The organism is Paractinoplanes atraurantiacus, from assembly GCF_900215205.1.
Lineage (GTDB): Bacteria > Actinomycetota > Actinomycetes > Mycobacteriales > Micromonosporaceae > Actinoplanes > Actinoplanes atraurantiacus.
This window is the reverse complement of record NZ_OBDY01000012.1, coordinates 110,257-131,537: the sequence shown is the minus strand read 5'-3', so window position 1 is coordinate 131,537 and position 21,281 is coordinate 110,257. Positions and strand designations below refer to the sequence as shown.

Here is a 21,281-nt window from a genome sequence, read left to right as displayed (position 1 = left end):
GCGGCGCGTTAGGGTCGGGGACGTGCTCGTACTGGCTCTGGACACCGCGACCCCCGCGTCGACGGCCGCCCTGGTGGAGGTCACCGCCGACCGCCTCACCGGGGTCGCCGAGCGGCGCACCGTCGACCCTCGCGCCCACGGGGAGAAGCTCGCGCCCGAGATCTCCGCCACGCTCGCCGAGGCGGAGGTCCGGCCGGGTGACCTCGGCGCGATAGTCGCCGGGCTCGGGCCGGGGCCGTTCACCGGCCTGCGGGTCGGCCTGGCCACCGCCGCGAGCATGGGACAGGCTCTGGGCATTCCCACGTACGGGGTGTGTTCGCTCGACGGGATCGGCCGCGCCGCCGGGCCGGGACGGGTGCTGGTCGCCACCGACGCGCGGCGCCGCGAGGTGTACTTCGCGACCTATGTGGACGGTGTGCGGCTGTTCGGTCCCGAGGTGGCCAAGCCGGCTGACGTGGCCGAGGTGCTCGGGCAGGCGTACCGGAAGAGGACCAGCGAGGCGGCCGAGTCGGCCGCCTTGTCCGAGTCCGAGATCATCGAGTCGGCCACGGCGCTGGCCGGCGTCGAGGCCGCCCGGCTCGCGGCCGTCCTGGCCCGCGCCGAGATCGACGCCGTGGTCGACGACCCCGACGAGGATCGCGGCTACTGGGCCAAGAAGCTCCGGGCGTTCGACCGCGCGGCCGGCGAGGGCGCGCTCAAATACGGGGACATCTTCGGCGTACCCGTGGAAGAGCACCTTCTTTATCCGCCCGGCGCCGCGCTGGTGGCGCTGGCCGCCGAGCGCATCCGTTCGGGCGCGCCCAGCGAGCAGCTGACACCTCTCTATCTCCGCCGGCCGGACGCGGTCGAGCCGGCCGGGCGCAAGCCGGTGCTCACCTGATGCGGATAGAGCGTTTCCGCTGGTGGCACATCGCCGACGTGATGCCGATCGAGGCCGACCTGTTCGGCGACGAGAAATGGTCGCCGGCGATGTTCTGGAACGAGCTCGCCCAGCGGCACTTCTACCGGGTCGCACTGGAAGGGGACGACGAGGTGATCGGCTACGCCGGTCTGTCCACCACGCCGGACGAGGCCTGGGTGCAGAACATCGCGGTCAAGCGCGACGGCCAGCGCCGCGGCACCGGCCGGGCCCTGCTCGAGGCGCTGCTCGCCGAGGCCGCCCGGCTCGGCATCAAGCAGACGCTGCTGGAGGTCGCGGTCGACAACGCGCCCGCGCAGCGGCTCTACGCCACCTACGACTTCGAGCCCGTCGGCATCCGGCGCGGCTACTACCAACCCAGCAACACGGACGCACTGGTGATGATGCGCAATGCCTGACGAGCCCCTGGTCCTCGGCATCGAGACCTCCTGCGACGAGACGGGCATCGGCATCGTCCGCGGGCACACTCTGCTGGCCGACGCGCTGGCGTCCAGTGTGGAGCAGCACGCGCGGTTCGGCGGCGTCGTGCCCGAGGTGGCCAGCCGCGCCCACCTCGAGGCCCTCGTGCCGACCATGCAGCGCGCGCTCGACGAGGCGAAGGTCACCCTGGCCGACATCGACGCGATCGCGGTGACCAGCGGGCCCGGTCTCGCCGGAGCGCTGCTGGTCGGGGTCGCGGCGGCCAAGGGGTACGCGGTGGCGGCCGACAAGCCGCTTTACGGGGTCAACCACCTCGCGGCGCACGTGGCCGTCGACACCCTCGAGCACGGTCCGCTGCCCGAGCCCGCGATTGCCATGCTCGTCTCCGGCGGCCACTCGTCGCTGTTGCTGGTCGACGACCTCACCAACGGCGTCAAGCCCCTCGGTGCCACGATCGACGACGCGGCGGGCGAGGCTTTCGACAAGGTGGCCCGTCTGCTGGGGTTGGGCTTTCCCGGCGGACCCATCATCGACCGTACGGCGGGAAATGGCTCCGCCTCCATCGCTTTCCCCCGTGGACTGACGGCGGCCAAAGACCTCGCGGCGCACCGTTTCGACTTCTCCTTCTCCGGGCTCAAGACCGCCGTGGCCCGCTGGGTCGAGGCGCGGCAGCGCGACGGCGAGCCGGTGCCGATCGCCGACGTGTCCGCCTCCTTCCAGGAGGCCGTGTGCGACGTCCTCACGGCCAAGGCGATCGATGCCTGCCTGACCCACGGCGTCCGCACCCTGGTGATCGGCGGGGGAGTGGCCGCGAACTCGCGCCTGCGGGTGCTGGCGGAGGAGCGGGCGGCCAAGCACGGCATCGAGGTCCGGGTGCCGCGTCCGCAGCTGTGCACGGACAACGGCGCGATGGTCGCCGCGCTCGGTTCGAGGCTGGTCGCGGCCGGTGTCGCGCCCAGCCGTCTCGATCTGCCTGCCGATTCCGCGATGCCATTGACCTCGGTCAGCGTGGCGGGGTAGGAAGCGAACATGATCGCGCGGATGTGGGAGATACGGGCCTCCAAGAGCGGCTTCGACGAGCTGCTGGCCTGGGTCTGTGACGTGGCCGTGCCGCGGATCGAGGTGCTTCCGCAGCACGTGTCGAGCGACGTCTACTCGTCCACCGACAACCGGATCGTGGTCATCTCGAAGTGGCGGAACACGCCCGAGAGCATGCCCGCGCCACCGCCTCATCTGATCGCCCGTGCCGCCCACGTGTGGGACTTCACACCCGTCGATCGTTAAGGGGAAAACGCGTCGCGGATTGTCGTACCCCCGCCGTAACGTCGGGGCCCTGATGCGACAACTACCCGATGCCGATCCCGGCATCCCCGACGGCCGGTCACCGGTCCGCTATCTGCGATGGCTGATCCGGCGCGACCGGTTCTCGGTCTATGTGGCGATCGTCATGGCCGTGCTCTGGATGCTCTGCCAGGCCGTCGTTCCGGCCGTGGTGGGCAAGGCGATCGACGCCGCCACCGATCGCGACCGGCGCGACCTGGTGATCTGGTCGCTGGTGCTGCTGGCGGCCGGCCTCGGCCAGGCGTTCTTCGGCGTGGTGCGGCACCGGTTCGCGGTGATCAACTTCCTCGGCGCGATGTTCCGGACCGTCCAGGTCACGGTCCGCCAGGCCGGGCGGCTCGGGTCGGCGCTCCCCCGCCGGCTCGACACCGGCGAGGTGGTCGCGATCGGCACGTCCGACATCCGCCAGATCGGGTCCGCCATCGACATCACCGCCCGCGGCACGGGCTCGCTCATCGCCGTGGTCGCGGTGACGGTCATCCTGCTCACCACGTCGGTGCCGCTCGGGCTCGTGGTGGTGCTGGGCGTGCCGCTGCTGACGGCGATCGTGGGCCTGCTCATCCGCCCGCTGCACCGCCTCCAGCAGGCCTCCCGCGACCAGCAGGGCCTGCTCACCGGCCGCGCCGCCGATCTGGTGGGTGGCCTGCGGGTGCTGCGCGGCATCGGCGGCGAGGCGGTCATGGGCGAGCGCTACCGGGCCGAGTCGCAGCGGCTGCGCGGGGCCGGCGTGCGCACGGCCCGGGTCGAGTCGCTGCTCGAGGCGGCGCAGGTGCTGCTGCCCGGCATCTTCCTGGTGCTGGTCACGTGGCTCGGCGCGCGCTTCGCGCTCACCGGCCACATCACGGTGGGCCAGTTGGTCTCCTTCTACGCGTACGCCGCGTTCCTCGTCACGCCGTTGCGGCAGCTCACCGAGGCGATCGACAAACTGACCCGCGGGCACGTCTCGGCCCGGCGGGTCGTCACCATGCTGGCCGCGCGGACCGACCTGCCCGACCCGGCCGAGCCCCGGCCGGCGAGCGAGCTCGCCGGTGAGCTGGCCGATCCGGCCTCCGGCGTGACGGTCCGGCCCGGCGAGGTCACCGCGATCGTCGCGGCGGTGCCGGCCGACGCGGCCGCCATCGCCGACCGCCTCGGGAGATATGCCGAGGGCGCGACCGCGGGCGGTCAGGCGCTGTCGTCGTTCGACCTGGCCACGGTCCGCGAGCGGATCCTGGTCGGCGACAACGACGCCCGGCTGTTCACCGGCCCGTTGCGTGCCGATCTCGACCCGGCCGGCGGCGACCGGCTTCCCGCGGCGCTGTACGCGGCCGCCGCCACCGACATCGTCGAGGCGCTGCCCGGTGGCCTCGACAGCGAGGTCGCCGAGCGCGGGCGCTCCTTCTCCGGCGGTCAGCAACAACGCCTGCGGCTGGTCCGCGCCCTGGTCGCCGATCCCGACACGCTGGTGCTGGTCGAGCCGACGAGCGCGGTCGACGCGCACACCGAGGCGCGGATAGCCGACCGGCTCGTCGTGGCCCGGGCCGGGCGGACGACCGTGATCTGCACGTCCAGCCCGCTGGTGCTCGATCGCACCGACCGGGTGTTCTACGTGGAGGAGGGCCGGGTGGTCGCCACGGGCACCCACCGCGATCTGCTGGAGACCGAGCCGGGCTATGCCCGGACGGTTCTGCGAGAGGACGCCGCGTGAGCAACCTGTTGCCGGTGGCCGACACGGCCCAGGTGCGGCGCTACGCCCGCGATCTGTTCCGGCGCTACCCGCGCGCCCTGACCGTCGCGGTCGGGCTGCACGTGCTGGGCGCGCTGGCCGGGCTGGTCGGCCCGCGCCTGCTCGGTGACCTGGTCGAGGCGATCCGCAACGGCGAGGGCGTCGGCGTGGTCGACAAGCTGGCCGCGCTGATCGCCGGATTCGTCGTGCTGCAAGCGATTCTGGTCCGGTTCGCCTATCTGGCCTCGGCCCGGCTCGGCGAGCGGGTGCTGGCCCGGCTGCGCGAGGAGTTCGTCGACCGGGTGCTCGCGCTGCCGCTCTCCACAGTGGAGCAGGCCGGCTCGGGCGACCTGCTGACCCGCACGACCCGCGACGTCGACGCGCTGTCGCGATGCGTGCGGCTGGCGGTGCCCGAGACGATGATCGCGCTGATCACCGTGGTGCTCGTGGTGGGCGCGCTCGTCGTGGTCACCCCCGTGCTGGCGGTGTCGCTGCTGGTCGCGGTGCCGATCCTGGTCGTGGGCACGCGGTGGTATCTCCGCCGGGCCCCGGCCGGATATCTGAAGCAGAACGCGGCCTATTCGACGGTGACCGACGGGCTGGCCGAGACGGTCGAGGGTGCCCGCACGGTCGACGCGCTGCGCCGCCAGCGGCAGCGCGCCGAGCGCTCCGACGCCGACCTGAGCAAGAGCTGGGTGGCCGAGCGGTACACGCTCTTCCTGCGCATGGTGTGGTTCCCGGTGGTCGAGGCGGCCTACGTGCTGCCGGTGGTGGCCACGCTGGTCCTCGGCGGCTGGCTCTACCTGCGCGGCACGGTCTCGCTCGGGCAGCTCACGGCCGCGGTCATCTACGTGCAGATGCTGATCGACCCGCTCGACCGCCTGCTGGGCTGGCTCGACGAACTCCAGATCGGCGGCGCCTCCCTGGCCCGTCTGCTCGGCGTCGAGGACGAGGCGCGGGAAACCGTCCAGGCGGCCGCGACCGAGGAACCGGTGGGCACGCGCATCGAGGTCGCCGGCGTGCGCTTCTCCTATGTGGCCGGACGGGAAGTGCTGCACGGCATCGATCTGACGCTCGAACCGGGGGAGAGGCTCGCCATCGTCGGGCCGTCCGGGGCCGGCAAGTCGACGCTCGGCCGGTTGCTGGCCGGGGTGCACGAGCCGACCGGCGGCACGATCACGGTGGGCGGGGTGCCGCTGGGTGAGCTGCCGCTCGACCGGCTGCGCCGCGAGGTGGCGCTGGTCAGCCAGGAGCATCACGTCTTCATCGGCACGGTCCACGACAACGTGGCCATGGTGCGGCCGGGCGCGGCCGAGGAAGAGGTGCGGGCGGCGCTGGCGGCGGTGCGGGCGCTGGAGTGGGCCGAGGCCCTGCCCGACGGGCTCGGGACGGTGGTCGGCTCGGGCGGGCAGGCGCTGACGGCGGCGCAGGCGCAGCAGCTCGCGCTGGCCCGGCTCGTCCTGGCCGACCCGCACACGCTCGTCCTCGACGAGGCGACGTCCCTGCTCGACCCGCGCGCGGCCCGCGACCTGGAACGGTCGCTGGCGGCGGTGTTGCACGGCCGTACGGTCGTGGCCATCGCCCACCGCCTCTTCTCGGCCCACGACGCCGACCGCGTCGCCGTGGTCGAGGACGGCCGCATCACCGAGCTCGGCTCCCACGACGAGCTGGTCGCGGCCAACGGCCCTTATGCCGCCTTGTGGCGTTCATGGCACGGCGAGCGCGTCCCCGACCCCTTCGACGAAGAGGCCGCCACCGCCATTCGCTGACGCGCGCCGTCCGGCCCGGCGCCGGGGCCGGATCGGGCGGGCCGGGGAGCGACGCGGGCCGAAAAGCGAAAGGGCGCACCCCGGAGGGTGCGCCCTTTTGTGTTGCTGTCGGGTCAGAAGCCCGGGCCGTGCTGGTGGCCGTGGCCACCGTGGCTGTGGCCGTGACCGCCGGCGGCGGCGGGCTCCGGCTCGGCCGGCTTGTCGACCACGAGGCTCTCCGTGGTCAGCAGCAGGCCGGCGATCGAGACGGCGTTGGAGACCGCGTTGCGGGTCACCTTCACCGGGTCGAGGATGCCGGCCGCGGCCAGGTCCACGTACTCGTCCGTGGCCGCGTTGAGGCCGTGGCCCCAGCCCAGCTCGGCGACCTTGCCCACCACGACGTAGCCGTCGTGGCCGGCGTTCTGCGCGATCCAGCGCAGCGGCTCCACCAGCGCCTTGCGGACGATCGAGACGCCGATCGCCTCCTCGCCGGTCAGGCCGAGGCCACCGTCGAGCTCCTTCGCCACCTGGGCGAGGGCGGCGCCACCGCCGGGCACGGTGCCCTCCTCGACGGCCGCCTTCGTCGCTGCGATGGCGTCCTCGATGCGGTGCTTGCGCTCCTTCATCTCGACCTCGGTCGCGGCGCCGACCTTGATGACCGCCACGCCGCCGGAGAGCTTCGCCAGCCGCTCCTGCAGCTTCTCGCGGTCCCAGTCGGAGTCCGACGCCTCGATCTCCTTGCGGATCTGCGAGACCCGGTCGGCGACCTCGGACGACTTGCCGCCACCGTCGACGATGGTGGTGTTCTCCTTGTCGACCACGATGCGCCGGGCGCTGCCCAGCGACTCGAGGCCCACCTGGTCGAGCTTGTAGCCGAGCTCGGGGGCGATCAGCTCGCCACCGGTCGCGATCGCCAGGTCCTGCAGGATCGCCTTGCGGCGGTCACCGAAGCCGGGCGCCTTCACCGCGGCGACCTTGATGGTCTTGCGCAGCGCGTTGACCACCAGGGTCGAGAGCGCCTGGCCCTCGACGTCCTCGGCCACGATGAGCAGCGGCTTGCTGTTCTGCAGCACCTTCTCCAGCAGCGGGAGGAGCTCCTCGATGCTGGAGATCTTCTGGGTGGTGAGGAGGATGTACGCGTCCTCCAGCACCGCCTCCTGCGACTCGGCGTCGGTCACGAAGTTCGGCGAGATGAAGCCCTTGTCGAACTGCAGACCCTCGGTGACCTCGAGCTCGGTCGCCATGGCCGAGCCCTCCTCCACGGTGATGACACCGTCGCGGCCGACCCGGTCCATCGCCTCGGCGATCAGCTCGCCGATGGTGGCGTCCTGGGCCGAGATGGTGGCCACGTTCGCGATCGCCTTGTGGTCGGCGACCTCGACGGCCTTGCCGAGCAGCGCCTCCGAGACGACCTCGGCGGCCTTGTCCATGCCCCGCTTGAGCGAGATGGGGCTGGCACCCGCGGTGACGTTGCGCAGGCCCTCGCGCACCAGCGCCTGGGCGAGCACCGTCGCCGTGGTGGTCCCGTCGCCGGCGACGTCGTTGGTCTTCGTCGCCACCTCCTTGACCAGCTGGGCGCCGAGGTTCTGGTACGGGTCGGTGAGCTCGATCTCCTTGGCGATGGTGACACCGTCGTTGGTGATCGTGGGAGCGCCGAACTTCTTGTCCAGGACGACGTTGCGGCCGCGCGGGCCGAGGGTGACCTTGACCGTGTCGGCGAGCGAGTTGACCCCGTGCTCGAGCAGGTGACGGGCGTCGTCCGAGAAGCTGAGAATCTTCGCCATGTTTAAGGTCCCTTCACGCACCACCGCCCTGACCCGTGATCACGGGCCAGGGCGGTCAGCACTGTCAGTAGGTCACTTCTCGATGACCGCGAGGACGTCGCGGGCGGAGAGCACCAGGTACTCCTCGCCGGCGTACTTGACCTCGGTGCCGCCGTACTTCGAGTAGAGGACCGTCTCGCCGACCTTGACGTCAACCGGGATGCGGTTGCCCTTGTCGTCGATGCGGCCGGGGCCGACAGCGAGGACGGTGCCCTCCTGCGGCTTCTCCTTGGCGGTGTCGGGGATCACGATGCCCGACGCCGTGGTCGTCTCAGCCTCGTTCGCCTGGACCACGATGCGGTCCTCGAGCGGCTTGATCGCAACCTTTGTCGCGGTAGTCACGGGCATACCCTCCTGGGTACAGGTTTCGCCGGTCAAGGTGATGGCCGGTCTGATGCCTCATGCCACCGGGCGGGGCCGTCGTCGCGGGTGCCGGTCCGCCTGGTGCCTCACCACGCGCCCGGATGGTCGCGCGGCTGGCACCCTCGTGATGAGAGTGCTAATCGGAGATTAGGCCGGAACTAGCACTCCGTCAACCAGAGTGCCAATGAAGTCGCGCGGGGGAGAATGCCTGCGTGACTTGGGAATCGACGGTCCTGCTGCGTACCCCCGAAGGGGTGAAGGCGCTGGACAGCGCCATGGAGGTCGCCGGAAGCGACCCGCTGGCGGCCGCTTCGGCGTTGCGGGCCCGCGGGCTGTCGCCGGAGCTGGCCTCGGCCGCGCTGACCCAGGTCGAGCTGCGCCGGCGCGCGGTGGCGAAGTTCGGCGCGGACGCGGCGTCGATGTTCTTCACCCGGGCCGGTCTGGAACAGGCGACGCGGGCCGTCGTCGCCGAGAGGCGGGCGAGGCGCCTCGCGGCGGCCGGGGTCAGGACCTTGGCCGATCTGGGGTGCGGGCTGGGCTCGGACGCTCTGGCGGCGGCGCGGTTCGGGATTTCGGTGTACGCCGTGGAAGCCGACCCGGAGACGGCGGCTATGGCCGCCGCGAACGCGGAGGCGCTGGGGCTGGACGTACGGGTGGAGTGCGCCGACGCGATGTCGGTGCCGGTGGAGAGATACGACGCGGTCTTCGCCGACCCGGCCCGCCGGAAGGCCGGCCGTGGGCGTGTCTTCGACCCGAAGTCGTACTCACCGCCCTGGGATTTCATCGCTTCTCTGCCCGATCGCGTGCCGCGCACGGTCCTGAAGCTGGCCCCCGGCATCGACCACGACCTGCTGCCGCCCGGCGCCGAGGGCGAGTGGACCAGCGTCGACGGCGATCTGGTGGAGGCGGCCTTCTGGTGCGGCCCCTTGGCCGAAGTGCCCCGCCGAGCAGTGCTGGTCCGTGAGCAGACGTCCGAACTGACGGGTACCGGAACGGAGAAGGCTCCGGTGGGGCCGGTGGGCGCTTTCCTGTACGACCCGGACCCCGCTGTCGTCCGGTCGCACCTCGTCGCCGAGCTCGCCGAGCGGCTCGGTGCCCGCCTCGGCGACCCCGAGATCGCCTATCTCTACACCGATGAGCCGGTGGAGACGGGCTTTGCTCGGCGGCTGGAGGTCACTGATGTGCTGCCGTTCTCGCTCAAGCGGCTTCGGGCGCTTCTGCGCGAGCGCGGGATCGGGCGGCTGGAGATCCGCAAGCGCGGGTCCGCGCTCGAGCCCGAGCAGCTTCGCAAGGATCTGCGGCTCTCCGGGCCGCACGGCGCCTCCCTCGTGCTGACCCGGGTCGCGGGGGCTCCGACTGCCCTGTTGTGCCGGGAGATCTGACCCCAACGGGCACGAATGGGATGTGATCAAGGAGTCACTCAGGGAGATTCGTCACGGTAGTAGCGTTCCGGGCATGGCGAAGAAGGCCGCTGCCGGCACCCCGGCCACCGCGTTGCTGACCTCTCAGAAGGTCGAGCACACGCTGCACCCCTACGACGTGTCGCCGGACGCGCCGAACTACGGCGCGCTCGTGGCCGAGGCGCTCGGTGTGGAGCCGGCCAAGGTCTTCAAGACGCTGGTCGCCGACGTCGAGGGTGCGCTGGTCGTGGGGGTCGTGCCGGTCACCGGCGACCTCGATCTCAAGGCGCTGGCGCATGCCGCTGGCGGCAAGCGGGCCACCCTCGCCGACCGGGCCGCGGCCGAGCGCAGCAGCGGATACGTGCGCGGCGGCATCAGCCCGCTCGGGCAGCGCAAGAAGCTGCCCACCGTGGTGGACGACTCGGCGCTCGCGCTTGATCTGATGTTTATCTCGGCGGGCCGCCGCGGGCTCCAGGTGAGTCTCGCCCCGGCCGATCTCATTCGCCTCACCGGCGGGACAACCGCTCAGATCCGGACATAACGCCCGGCGAGCGCGCGCCGTTACGACAACGTTACGCGCCGGGTGGATCTTTCTCCCGAGAACGGTCCAGATCGGGCATCGGGGTGACTTAGCGTCACGTGGTGAGCGTCGTTAGCGATCTTGCTCAGCTGGTCTCCGGGCCCTCACCAGGGCCGAAGTCCCTGTATCACCGCCGTGTTGCCGGATTGTTATCCCCGGTTACGAGATCGGCTGGCGCCACCGCTTGTGCTACCGGTCGCAACGGGAATACGTTGCCGGACACAACAAACTAGATCCTGATCACACGGCGTCTCGGGGAGCGACACTCCCGACAGCGCAGAACATCGAATCCGATCGAAGGCCCGGATTTACCCGAAAGGACACAAGGAATGCGTAAGGGACTGTTCGCCCTTGCCGCGGTCGGCCTGCTGGCCACCGGCAGCGTTGCCGCCTGTGGCGACGACAAAGGCAGCGACTCCGGTAGTGGCAGTGGCTCGAGCTCGGCCGGCAAGGTCGGCGTGATCCTGCCCGACACCAAGAGCTCGCAGCGGTGGGGCACCGACGACCCGAAGTTCCTCAAGGCGGCGTTCGAGGCGGCCGGGGTACAGGTCGACATCCAGAACGCGCAGGGTGACAAGACCGCGTTCCAGACCATCGCCGACGGCATGATCTCCAGCGGCGTCAAGGTTCTGATGATCGTCAACCTCGACTCCGGCACCGGTAAGGCCGTCCTCGAGAAGGCCAAGAAGGCCGGTATCGCGACGATCGACTACGACCGCCTCACGCTGAGCGGCGGTGCTGACTACTACGTGTCGTTCGACAACGTGAAGGTCGGCGAGCTGCAGGGCCAGGGCCTGGTCGACTGCCTGACCGCGAAGAAGTACACCAAGCCGGTCGTCGCCGAGCTCAACGGCTCCCCGACCGACAACAACGCGACCCTCTTCGCGCAGGGCTACAACTCGGTCCTCGACCCGAAGTACGCCGACGGCACCTTCACCAAGGGCCCGAACCAGGACGTTCCGGACTGGGACAACGCGCAGGCCGGCACGATCTTCGAGCAGATGCTGACGTCGAACAAGAACATCAAGGGTGTTCTGGCGGCGAACGACGGTCTCGGCAACGCGGCCATCTCGGTGCTGAAGAAGAACAAGCTCAACGGCCAGGTCCCGGTCACCGGCCAGGACGCGACCGTTCAGGGTCTGCAGAACATCCTCGCCGGCGACCAGTGCATGACGGTCTACAAGGCGATCAAGAAGGAGGCCGACGCGGCCTCCGAGCTGGCGATCGCGCTGGCCAAGGGTGAGAAGCCGACCACGGCCACCGGCACCACCAAGGACCCGGAGTCGGGCGCCTCGGTCCCGTCCGTGCTGCTGACCCCGGTCTCCATCACCAAGGAGAGCGTCAAGGACGTCATCGCCGACGGCTTCGTCACCAAGGACGCGGTCTGCACCGCCGACTTCGCGAAGGCCTGCACCGAAGCGGGCATCAGCTGACCCCAGCTGATATCGGGCTTGCCCCGAAATCCTGACGACGGCGCCGCTCGCTTCCGATAAAGGAAGCGGGCGGCGCCAGAGTCAGGTGCCCCCCACCCTGCCGCCCCGGGCAACCCCCGCCGTGGGCGGCAAAACCGGTCACTCAGCGAAGGAGAAACACCGTGGCCGCGACACCCCTCCTGGAGCTCAACGGGATCAATAAAGGCTTCGGTCCCGTTCAGGTCCTGCACGACGTCGGTTTGAGCGTCTACCCCGGCGAGGTCACCGCTCTTGTCGGTGACAACGGCGCCGGCAAGTCGACGCTCGTCAAATGCATCAGTGGCATCTACCAGATCGACTCCGGCACGGTCACCTTCGAAGGTAACCCCGTGTCGATCCACGGTCCGAGCGACGCCTCCAGCCTCGGCATCGAGGTCGTCTACCAGGACCTCGCGCTCTGCGACAACCTGGACGTGGTCCAGAACATGTTCCTGGGCCGGGAGAAGAAGCGCGGCATCGTCCTCGACGAGCCCACCATGGAGCAGATGGCCGGCGACGCGCTCGCCAGTCTGTCGGTGCGCACCCTGAAGTCGCTGCGGCAGCTGGTCGCCAGCCTCTCCGGTGGGCAGCGGCAGACCGTGGCGATCGCCAAGGCCGTGCTCTGGAACTCCAAGGTCGTGATCCTGGACGAGCCGACCGCCGCCCTCGGCGTGGCGCAGACCGCCCAGGTGCTCGAGCTCGTGCGCCGCCTGGCCGACAACGGCCTCGGCGTCGTGCTGATCTCGCACAACATGAACGACGTGTTCGCGGTCTCCGACCGGATCGCGGCGCTCTACCTCGGCCGCATGGCGGCCCAGGTCAAGACGACCGATGTGACCCACTCGCAGGTCGTCGAGCTGATCACTGCCGGCCGCAGTGGCAACATCGGCCTGCCTCCCGAGAAGCCCGCGGACTTCAACGGCGACGCCGTCGACATCACGCCGGGAGGCGACAAGTGAGCACCACCACGACCACCACGGCCGGCGGCGTCAAGGTCATCAAGCCGACCGTGAACAGCTACATCCGTGACTACTGGGGCCGCGTCCGCGGCGGTGACCTGGGCACCCTGCCGGCCATCCTCGGCCTCATCGTGCTCAGCCTGATCTTCGGCATCTCGACTGACACGTTCTTCTCCGGCCTGAACTTCGCGAACCTGTTCAACCAGAGCGCGCAGGTCATCTTCATCGCCATGGGCCTGGTCTTCGTCCTGCTCCTGGGCGAGATCGACCTGTCCGCCGGTTTCGCCTCCGGCGTGTGTGGCGCGGTCGTCGCGATCCTGCTGACCAACCACGGCTGGGAGTGGTACACGGCCATCCCGGCCGCGCTGGTCACCGGCCTGGTCATCGGCTTCGTGCTCGGCTTCCTGGTCGCCAAGATCGGCATCCCGTCGTTCGTCGTCACCCTGGCCGCCTTCCTCGGCTTCCAGGGCCTGCTGCTCGTGCTGCTCGGTGGCGGCACGAACATCTCGACCCGCGACGAGTTCTTCAACTCCCTCAACAACGACAACCTGTCGCCCGTGTGGAGCTGGATCCTCACCATCGTCGCGATCGTCGGCTACGCCGGTGTGCAGCTCAACAACGTGCGCAGCCGGGCCAAGCGGGGTCTGGTCACCGACCCGATGGGCATCGTGGCGATGCGCATCGGCGGCCTGGCCGCGCTGCTGATCATCGGTACCGCGATCCTCAGCCAGGAGCGCGCGATCAACCCGGCGATCAACTCGCTGAAGGGCGTGCCGATCGTCGTCCCGATCATGGGCATCTTCCTGGTCATCTGGACGTTCGTCCTCGGCCGCACGGCCTACGGCCGGCACGTCTACGCGGTCGGCGGCAACACCGAGGCGGCCCGCCGGGCCGGTATCAAGGTCGACCGGATCCGCATCTCGGTCTTCGTCATCGGCTCGTTCATGGCCGCGATCGGCGGCATCATGGCCGTCAGCCGGGCCAGCTCGGTCGACCCGAACACCGGTGGCAGCAACATCCTGCTGTACTCGGTGGGCGCGGCCGTCATCGGCGGTACCAGCCTCTTCGGCGGTAAGGGCAAGGTCATCAACGCCGTCATCGGTGGCGCGGTGATCGCCGTGATCGACAACGGTATGGGCCTGCTCGGCTTCAGCTCCGGCACCAAGTACATCGTGACCGGTCTGATCCTGCTCGTCGCCGCCAGCGTCGACGCCCTCGCCCGGCGCAGAGCGGCCGCTACCGGCAACCGATGAGCCGGACCATCCTGGGTACGGGGACGGCACGCTGATGCGGGCCGGCCCCAGCCAGGAGGAGGTGCGGCGGCACAACCTCGGGACCCTGTTGCGTTACGTGCACGTGCACGGCGCCACGTCCCGGGCGGAGCTGACGAGCCTGCTCGGTCTCAACCGCAGCACCATCGGGGCCCTGACCGCCGAGCTGACCACCGCAGGGCTGGTCAGCGAGGCGGCACCACGTGAGACCGGCCGGGCCGGGCGACCGTCGCTGGTCGTCCGGCCCGAGTCGTCCAAGGTCTACGCGTACGCCCTCAGCATCGAGGTGGACCGGCTGCGTGCGGCCCGGGTCGGCCTCGGCGGCCGCATCCTGGACCGGCGCGAGACCGATCGTCCGCGCGGCATGCAGGTGCTCGACGCGGTGCAGCCGCTGGCCGGCTTCGTCCACGACATGCGCAAGGACGTCCCCGACGACGCGCGCTACGTGGGCACCGGGGTCGCGGTGGCCGGCATGGTCCGCCGCGCCGACGGCGTGGTGCGGCTGGCGCCGACCATCGGGTGGGTCGAGGAGCCGGTCGGCGAGGCGCTCGGTGCCGAGCTCGGCGACGCCGGCAAGATCACTGTTGGCAACCACGCCGACGTCTCGGCCCTGGTCGAGCACAGCCGCGGCGCCGCCGTCGGCTGCGACAACGTCATCTACCTCTACGGTGACGTCGGTGTCGGCGCCGGCATCATCGCCGACGGTCACCGGGTGGCCGGTCACGGTGGGTACGGCGGCGAGGTCGGCCACATGGTCGTCAACCCGTACGGCCGCGAGTGCAGTTGCGGCTCGCGCGGCTGCTGGGAGACCGAGATCGGCGAGTACGCGCTGCTCAAGCACGCGGGCCGCGGTGACCGGAGCGGGCGCGAGGCCGTGCTGGGCGTGGTCGACGCGGCCATGCGCGGCGACAGCCAGGCCCAGTTCGCCGTCCGGCAGGTGGGCGACTGGATCGGCTTCGGCGTGGGCAACCTGGTGAACATCTTCAACCCGGAGGCGGTGATCTTCGGCGGCACGCTGCGCGACGTCTACCTCGTCGCCGCCGCCCAGATCCGCAGCCGTCTCACCTCGATCGCCCTGCCCGCCTGCCGCGAGCACATCCGGCTGCGCACTCCCGAGCTGGGCGACGACGCGGCCCTCATCGGCGCCGCCGAGCTCGCCTTCGAACATCTGCTGAGCGATCCCGTCGGCTGAAAAGGCGGGCACATGGTGAAGATCAAAATCATCTATGCTGCCCGCCATGCCAGCCGAAGTGCTGTTCGATGTGGCCGATCACTACCCCGAGGCCCGCGTCGTCCGGACAGCTATGACCGCCCGCGACTGGGTCCAGGTCCGCACCGTCGTCGACCCCCTGCCACCCACCGGCCGCTCGATGCTCCTGGGCGTCGTGGCCGAGGTTCCGGGCGCCGAGGAGACCCTCGAGAAGGTCCTCGCCGACGACCCGCAGGACAGCACGGCCGCCGCCGCACTCGGCCGACGGTGGACCAGCATCGGCTGGAAGATCCGTACCTCGGCCCGCGCCGAGCATGTGAGCGCCGACCAGTTCGCCACCTTTCACGAGCGGTTGCGCCGGGCCGAGGCCGTGCTGATCGACGGCGTCGCCCGCAACCCCGGTGACCCGGCCCTGTGGACGGCCCGGCTGACCTCCGGACGTGGCCTGGAGGTGGGCCTGGCCGAGATCCGCCGCCGCTACGACAAGGTCATCGCCCTCGCCCCGCACCACCTGCCGGCGCAGAACGCCCTGCTCCAGTCGCTCTGCCCGAAGTGGAGCGGGAGCTGGGAGCTGCTGCACCCGTGGGCCCGGGAGGCGGTGCTGGCCGCGCCCGAGGGCTCGGTGCAGGGCTTCCTGGTCGTCGACGCGTACCTCGAGCACTGGATCGACCTTGCCGAAGGCGAGGACCAGCGGTTCCTCTCCAGCGAGCCGGTACGAAACGAGATCTACGAGGCGGCCCGGCGCAGCGTGCTCCATCCCGCTTTCGGCCGCGACTACGGCTGGGTGCGGGCGGCCAGCAGCTTCGCCCTCGTCTTCAGCATGCTGGGCGACCGGGCCTCGGCCGCCGCCATGTTCCGCATGCTCGGCGATTACGCCGAGGAGTATCCGTGGCACTACCTCGGCGACCCGGCCACTCAGATTCGCCAGCGCCGTGCCTGGGCCCTCGGAGGTGCCCAATGATCAGGCAACTGGACGTCGACGGCGTACCCACCCTGCTCGCGCCGACCACCGGGCCCGCGCACGCCGGGCTGGCCTTCCGGGTCGGCTTCGCGGACGAGCCGCTCTACCGCCGGGGCATCACCCACCTGGTCGAACATCTCGCCCTGTACTCGACCGGGGTCGCCGACTACCACTACAACGGCGCCACCGGGGTCGAGTACACGTTCTTCCACATGCAGGGCTCCGAAGAGGACCTGGCCGCCTTCCTGACCGGGGTGTGCTCCTCGCTGCGTGACCTGCCGATGCAGCGCCTGGCCGTCGAGAAGGACCTGCTCCAGGCCGAGGCGAACGGCCGCAACCAGGGCGCGGCCGACAGCATGTCGCTGTGGCGGCACGGCGCCCGCGACTTCGGCATGCCCAGCTATCCCGAGTGGGGCCTGCCCGCGATCACCGAGGACGACCTGCGGGCCTGGGTGCAGCGCTACTTCACCCGGGAGAACGCGGTGCTGTGGCTGGCCGGCGAGGGCGTGCCTGAGGGCCTGCGGCTCGACCTGCCCAGCGGCACCCGGCAACCGGCGCCCACGCCGTCGTCGGCGCTGCCGGTCACGCCCGCCTACTTCACGGCCAACTCCGGGGTGCTGGTCTGGGACGCCGAGGTCGAGCGGGCCGCGCGCTCGTCGGTCTTCGCCGGCGTGCTGGAGCGGGCGATGCGGCGTGAGCTGCGGCAGGAGGCCGGGCTCTCCTACACGGCGCAGGCCAACTACGAGCCCCTCGGCGCGGACCGGGCGCTGGTCACGGCCGTCGCCGACTCGCTGCCGGACAAGCAGGGCGCGGTCCTCGGCGGTTTCGTCGACGTGCTGGCCGCGCTGCGGGTGGGCCGGATCGACGAGGCGGACGTGACGGCCGTGGTGAAGCAGCGGGCCGAGGCCCTGCACCACGCCGAGGAGCAGGGCGCCCGGCTGCCCGGCCAGGCGCTCAACCTGCTGGCCGGCCGGGCCGTGCAGACCGCCGACGAGGCGATCGCCGAGATGCGCGCGGTCGGCCCGGCCGAAGTGGCCGAGGTGGCGGTCACGGCCTCGGCCAACGGTCTGCTCATGGCCCCGCGCACTCGCGCCGACTGGGCCGGCTTCGCGGCCGCGCCCAACCGGTCGGAGACGGCGGTGCCGGGCACGACGTACGCCTCCCTCGAAGGCCCGGACGAGGCCCTGGTGATCGGGCCGGAAGGCGTCAGCTTCATGCGTGGTGGGGAGGCGGCGACCGTACGCTTCGACGCCTGCGCCATCGTCCGGGCGTGGCCTGACGGCGCGCGGTACTTCGTCGGCCACGACGGCATCGCGGTGTCGATCGAGCCCACCCTGTGGGCCGGCGTGGCGGCCGCGCTGCCCTGGCTCGACTCGCACATCCCGGCCGCGCTCCGCGTCGACCAGCCACCGCGCGACCCGGCACAGATTCCGCAGCCGGACGTCTCCGGATGGCCGGCGCCGCAGCGGCCCGGCGGGCGCGTGCTCACCAAGCGGGCCGCGGTCGGCCTGGGCCTGATGGCGCTGGTCCTCATGGGAGTCCCGGTCGCCCTGAGCTTCGCCGTCACCGACGGCAGCCTCACCGCGTCGGACCGGCTGGCGGTGTTCGTGGTCATCGTCTGCCTTGTCATCGGGGCCGGCGCCGTACTCGGCGTCCGCCGCTTCCTCCGCCGCATCAGACGAACCTGAGGGCCCACCCTCCTTACAAGGTGCTTACGGCGTCGTCGCGGACGCCGGCGGGGGAGCAGGATGGGGAGGTGAATCTTTCTGTGCGCTCCGGGCTCTCCGGTGTGGCGGCGGCCGCGGTGGCGGTGGGGGCGGCCGAGGTGGTCGCGGTGCTGACCGGGCCGCTGTCGGCGCCGCTGCTGGCGGTGGGTGGCGTGGTGGTGGACAACGTGCCGGGGCCGGTCAAGGACTTCGGGGTCCAGGTCTTCGGGGTGCACGACAAGACGGCTCTGATCGTGGGGACGGCCGTTTTATTGGCGATTTACGCGTACGGGGTCGGGCTGCTGGCCGCCCGGCGCTGGTGGGCCGGTGTCGCGGGGATCGGGCTGTTCGCGGCGATCGGGGTGGCGGCCGCGATGACGCGGCACGACGCGGGCGTGTTCGCCTGGCTGCCGACGGTGGCGGGGGCGGCGCTGGCCGTGTGGGTGCTGCGCCTGCTTCTCGGTATGGCCGGGGCGCCGTCGATCGCCACGGCCGGCAGCGCGCGGACGGCCGCCGCGACGCCGGTCGGCGTGGGCGCGGCGGGTGGTCCCGCGGGTGCCGGTCTGAGCGTGAGTGGGCAGCACAGCCCGCAGCGGGCGGACGGCCCGGACCACGACGGACCCGAGTACGTGGAGCCCGGTGCCGGTCAGGACGCGTACTTCAAAGGGCCCGAAAGACTCACCGAGAGTGAGCGAAGGCGGTTTTTGAAGGCTTTGGGGCTGGCCGGCGGCGTCGCGCTCGTCGGTGGCGTCGCGGGCAGGCTGCTGACCGGGCGGCAGGCGGTGCGGCAGGCGCGCAGCGAGGTGGTGCTGCCGGCGCCGAGGCAGACGCCACCGGTAGTTCCGGCTGGAGTGCAGGTCTCTGGTGTCACGCCCTATGTATCGACAAATGCTGACTTCTATCGCATCGATACGGCGCTCTATCCGCCGCAGGTCGATCCGGCGACGTGGCAGCTGCGGATCCACGGGATGGTGCGGAACCCGATCACGCTGACCTGGGAGCAGCTTCTCCAGCGGCCGATGATCGAGCGGTACGTGACGCTCGCGTGCGTGAGCAATGAGGTCGGCGGCGATCTGATCGGTAACGCGCTGTGGCTGGGCACGCCGATCAAGGAGCTGCTGGACGAGGCCGATCCGCTGCCCGGCGCCGATCAGGTGGTGCAGCGCTCGATCGACGGGTGGACCTGCGGGACACCGACGGCCGTGCTGCGCGACGGGCGCGACGCGCTGCTCACGATCGGCATGAACGGGGAGCCGCTGCCGGTCGACCACGGGTTCCCGGTGCGCATGGTCGTGCCCGGTCTGTATGGCTATGTGAGTGCGTGCAAATGGATCACCGAGATCGAGTTGAGCCGGTTCGAGGACTTCGACGCCTACTGGGTGCCGCGCGGATGGTCGGCCCAGGGGCCGATCAAGACGGAGTCGCGGATCGACACGCCCCGCGACGGCGCCAAGCGCGAGGCGGGACCGGTCGTGATCGGCGGGGTGGCCTGGGCCCAGCACACCGGCATCGCGAAGGTCGAGGTGCAGGTCGACGACGAGCCGTGGGCGGAGGCGACCCTGGCCGCCACGGTCTCGGTGGACACGTGGCGGCAGTGGAGTTACACCTGGCAGGCGAGCCCGGGGGAGCATCGTCTGCGGGTACGGGCCACGGACCGCAACGGGCAGACCCAGACGAGCACTCCGGCGCCGCCGGCACCGGACGGTGCCACCGGCTGGCATGCGATCAAAGTGAAAATCAGCTGATGAGAACGTCCGCGTGCCACTTCGTTGAAGGCCGCACTACCGGTCCGTCTTGAAAGCGCAAGTCGCTCATACGGTGGCTTGCATGTCCACCGAAGCGGTTGTTGAAGAGCCGTCGAACAACCCGACCCGGCCCCCTGAGGGGGACCGGATCGTCATGATCATGCCGGGTGTGGGCCGGCGTCAGGCCGCCGGCGCCTGCCGCTGTGCCGGAACCGCCGACTTGTGGGGCCGCCCGAGGCGGGCCTCGAGACGAGCAAGGTCGACACGTCCGTGATGACGGTCGGCGAGGTCCTCCCAGCCGACAGCGAGCAGCCGCAGCCGCTCCGCTTCGCTGAAGCCTCCCCAGACCCCGTACGGCTCACGTACCGCGAGGGCGTGGGCGGCGCACTCGGCCCGAACCGGGCAGGCGCCGCACATGGCCTTGGCTTTGGCCTCCCGGCGGTTGCGGGACGAACCGCGCTCACCGTCCGGGTGGAAGAACTGTGCACTGTCCCGGCCTCGGCACAGTCCCAGTCTCTGCCAATCCCAGAGATCGGCGATGGGCCCGGGCAGTCTACGAACGTTCGACATGAAACACCCTCCTCCCGCGTGGCCACGCGGAGTGCGGTCATGAGGGCCCTTGCTCAGGCCTGCCGCGGTGTTACCCCGGTGATCCCTGACTCACACGCACCATGTCGATGTCTTCTGAAGCCGCATGACATCGGTCGAGCAACTCATACCGATCTTTCCCATTTTTTCCATCTAAAGCGCGTAATGCTGCGGCCCTCGCGTGATCTCCTCTGAGAGAGAAGGAGGATCACTGTGCGTACCGTCCTCGTGTGCGTCCGTACCCCGTTGGCGGCCCAGACCGTCGCGTCCACCGCGGCCCGGCTCGGCATGACTGGCGTCGTCCGGACGGCGGTCAGCGAGACCGAGGCCATGATCCGCCTGGCTGAACGGCCGGCTGAAGTGGTCCTGGCTGACACCGCCGTGACCCGTCCCGACAGCGTCGGCTTCACCCGGCGCGTCCTCGCCCGTGCCCCGCAGGCACAGGTCGTCCTCTTCGGTGCCGAGGACCCGCGCGTCGCCGCCGCGGCCGTGGCCGCCGGCGCCCGCGGAGTCATCCGCGGCGTGGAGCACGACCTGGTCAGTGTGGTCGCCAAGGCGCTGCTACTGCTCCTGCTCCCGGTGCGCCCGCAGGGCATGCCGATGAACGGGGCGAACGCCCAGCCGGCCACCGTCGCCGGCGGCGCTCGCAACACCAACTCGACAGCGGCCCGGGCCGCCTATCAGAACGGTCTCAGCGTGGGCTCGCCCAACGCGGCGGCCGTGCCGGCCATGCTGCCGAACTCGCCGATGGTGCCGGCGCAGCGTGGTGATGCCCCGATCGACCCCGCGACCGGCCGGCCGATGGTGGCCTGGCCGGGCAACGAGACCCAGGTCGGCGTGGCCGACCCGGCGCCCGCCGGACGGCGGCTCACGCTCACCGAGCGGGAGTTGCAGGTGTTGCGGGGGATGGCCGACGGCAAGAGCAACGCCGAGATCGGGCGGGAGCTCTTCGTCTCGGAGGACACCGTCAAGACCCACGCGCGGCGGCTCTTCCGCAAGCTGGGGGCCCGGGACAGGGCCCATGCGGTGGCGGCCGGCTTCAGAGCCGGGTTGGTTGCTTAAAGATCTGAGCCGGGGGCCTTAAACCCCCG

At 70.9% G+C, this 21,281-nt stretch carries 19 protein-coding genes; 16 read left to right on the top strand and 3 right to left on the bottom strand.

Features of this window, described 5'->3' with window-relative positions; genetic code table 11:
* Positions 1 to 22: 22 nt before the first annotated feature.
* Genes tsaB through CRP55_RS25830 form a run of 6 tightly spaced genes read left to right on the top strand, consistent with a single transcriptional unit; the run spans position 23 to position 6,154 of the window.
* Positions 23 to 880 (top strand): tRNA (adenosine(37)-N6)-threonylcarbamoyltransferase complex dimerization subunit type 1 TsaB, encoded by an 858-nt coding sequence (gene tsaB / locus CRP55_RS25855; RefSeq protein WP_097322724.1) that lies wholly within the window; start codon positions 23 to 25, stop codon positions 878 to 880.
* Positions 880 to 1,317, top strand: a complete 438-nt coding sequence (gene rimI, locus CRP55_RS25850) for a ribosomal protein S18-alanine N-acetyltransferase (protein WP_097322723.1) — start codon at positions 880 to 882, stop codon at positions 1,315 to 1,317. The genes tsaB and rimI overlap by 1 nt, the downstream gene beginning before the upstream one ends.
* The gene (gene tsaD / locus CRP55_RS25845) at positions 1,310 to 2,359 is read left to right on the top strand and encodes a tRNA (adenosine(37)-N6)-threonylcarbamoyltransferase complex transferase subunit TsaD (RefSeq protein ID WP_097322722.1); all 1,050 of its coding nucleotides are present in this window, start codon (positions 1,310 to 1,312) and stop codon (positions 2,357 to 2,359) included. The genes rimI and tsaD overlap by 8 nt, the downstream gene beginning before the upstream one ends.
* Before the next feature lie 9 nt (positions 2,360 to 2,368).
* A complete protein-coding gene (locus CRP55_RS25840; RefSeq protein WP_097322721.1) occupies positions 2,369 to 2,623 on the top strand; it encodes a hypothetical protein in 255 nt (84 codons plus the stop codon).
* A gap of 52 nt (positions 2,624 to 2,675) precedes the next feature.
* Positions 2,676 to 4,367 (top strand): ABC transporter transmembrane domain-containing protein, encoded by a 1,692-nt coding sequence (locus tag CRP55_RS25835; protein WP_097322720.1) that lies wholly within the window; start codon positions 2,676 to 2,678, stop codon positions 4,365 to 4,367.
* Positions 4,364 to 6,154, top strand: a complete 1,791-nt coding sequence (locus CRP55_RS25830; protein WP_097322719.1) for an ABC transporter ATP-binding protein — start codon at positions 4,364 to 4,366, stop codon at positions 6,152 to 6,154. The genes CRP55_RS25835 and CRP55_RS25830 overlap by 4 nt, the downstream gene beginning before the upstream one ends.
* Positions 6,155 to 6,267: 113 nt before the next feature.
* On the opposite strand, the gene groL is transcribed toward CRP55_RS25830, so the two are convergent.
* Together groL and groES are read right to left on the bottom strand one after the other, a co-directional pair.
* Positions 6,268 to 7,917: a chaperonin GroEL gene (groL, locus tag CRP55_RS25825; protein WP_097322718.1), complete on the bottom strand. Its 1,650-nt coding sequence runs from the start codon at positions 7,915 to 7,917 to the stop codon at positions 6,268 to 6,270.
* A 72-nt stretch (positions 7,918 to 7,989) separates the two neighbouring features.
* The gene (gene groES / locus CRP55_RS25820; protein WP_015619077.1) at positions 7,990 to 8,298 is read right to left on the bottom strand and encodes a co-chaperone GroES; all 309 of its coding nucleotides are present in this window, start codon (positions 8,296 to 8,298) and stop codon (positions 7,990 to 7,992) included.
* 233 nt (positions 8,299 to 8,531) lie between these two features.
* Between groES and CRP55_RS25815 the strand changes: the two genes are divergently transcribed.
* The 9 genes from CRP55_RS25815 to CRP55_RS25775 all read left to right on the top strand — a co-directional run bounded on the left by CRP55_RS25815 (position 8,532) and on the right by CRP55_RS25775 (position 19,602).
* Positions 8,532 to 9,701, top strand: a complete 1,170-nt coding sequence (locus CRP55_RS25815; RefSeq protein WP_245923376.1) for a class I SAM-dependent methyltransferase — start codon at positions 8,532 to 8,534, stop codon at positions 9,699 to 9,701.
* 73 nt (positions 9,702 to 9,774) lie between these two features.
* Positions 9,775 to 10,260 carry a Cys-tRNA(Pro) deacylase gene (gene ybaK / locus CRP55_RS25810; RefSeq protein WP_097322717.1) on the top strand — a complete coding sequence of 162 codons (486 nt, stop codon included), beginning with the start codon at positions 9,775 to 9,777 and terminating at the stop codon, positions 10,258 to 10,260.
* 368 nt (positions 10,261 to 10,628) lie between these two features.
* Positions 10,629 to 11,732, top strand: a complete 1,104-nt coding sequence (locus CRP55_RS25805; RefSeq protein ID WP_097322716.1) for a sugar ABC transporter substrate-binding protein — start codon at positions 10,629 to 10,631, stop codon at positions 11,730 to 11,732.
* A gap of 161 nt (positions 11,733 to 11,893) precedes the next feature.
* A complete protein-coding gene (locus tag CRP55_RS25800; RefSeq protein ID WP_097322715.1) occupies positions 11,894 to 12,709 on the top strand; it encodes an ATP-binding cassette domain-containing protein in 816 nt (271 codons plus the stop codon).
* Positions 12,706 to 13,962, top strand: coding sequence for a sugar ABC transporter permease (locus CRP55_RS25795; RefSeq protein ID WP_097322714.1), 1,257 nt, complete (start codon positions 12,706 to 12,708; stop codon positions 13,960 to 13,962). The genes CRP55_RS25800 and CRP55_RS25795 overlap by 4 nt, the downstream gene beginning before the upstream one ends.
* Positions 13,963 to 13,996: 34 nt before the next feature.
* Complete coding sequence (locus CRP55_RS25790) at positions 13,997 to 15,172, top strand: ROK family transcriptional regulator (protein ID WP_097322713.1); 1,176 nt, start codon at positions 13,997 to 13,999, stop codon at positions 15,170 to 15,172.
* 46 nt (positions 15,173 to 15,218) lie between these two features.
* Positions 15,219 to 16,151 carry a hypothetical protein gene (locus CRP55_RS25785; RefSeq protein ID WP_097322868.1) on the top strand — a complete coding sequence of 311 codons (933 nt, stop codon included), beginning with the start codon at positions 15,219 to 15,221 and terminating at the stop codon, positions 16,149 to 16,151.
* Positions 16,148 to 17,839, top strand: coding sequence for a M16 family metallopeptidase (locus tag CRP55_RS54920; protein WP_245923375.1), 1,692 nt, complete (start codon positions 16,148 to 16,150; stop codon positions 17,837 to 17,839). The genes CRP55_RS25785 and CRP55_RS54920 overlap by 4 nt, the downstream gene beginning before the upstream one ends.
* Before the next feature lie 161 nt (positions 17,840 to 18,000).
* Positions 18,001 to 19,602, top strand: coding sequence for a molybdopterin-dependent oxidoreductase (locus CRP55_RS25775; RefSeq protein WP_438865822.1), 1,602 nt, complete (start codon positions 18,001 to 18,003; stop codon positions 19,600 to 19,602).
* Between the two features lie 180 nt (positions 19,603 to 19,782).
* Here the strand turns inward: CRP55_RS25775 and CRP55_RS25770 are convergent, their stop codons facing one another.
* Entirely contained in the window at positions 19,783 to 20,172 is a 390-nt protein-coding gene (locus CRP55_RS25770; RefSeq protein WP_097322711.1) for a WhiB family transcriptional regulator, read from the bottom strand.
* Between the two features lie 231 nt (positions 20,173 to 20,403).
* Here CRP55_RS25770 and CRP55_RS25765 point away from each other — a divergent pair, with 231 nt between their 5' ends.
* The gene (locus CRP55_RS25765) at positions 20,404 to 21,252 is read left to right on the top strand and encodes a response regulator transcription factor (protein WP_097322710.1); all 849 of its coding nucleotides are present in this window, start codon (positions 20,404 to 20,406) and stop codon (positions 21,250 to 21,252) included.
* The last annotated feature ends 29 nt before the right edge of the window (positions 21,253 to 21,281 follow it).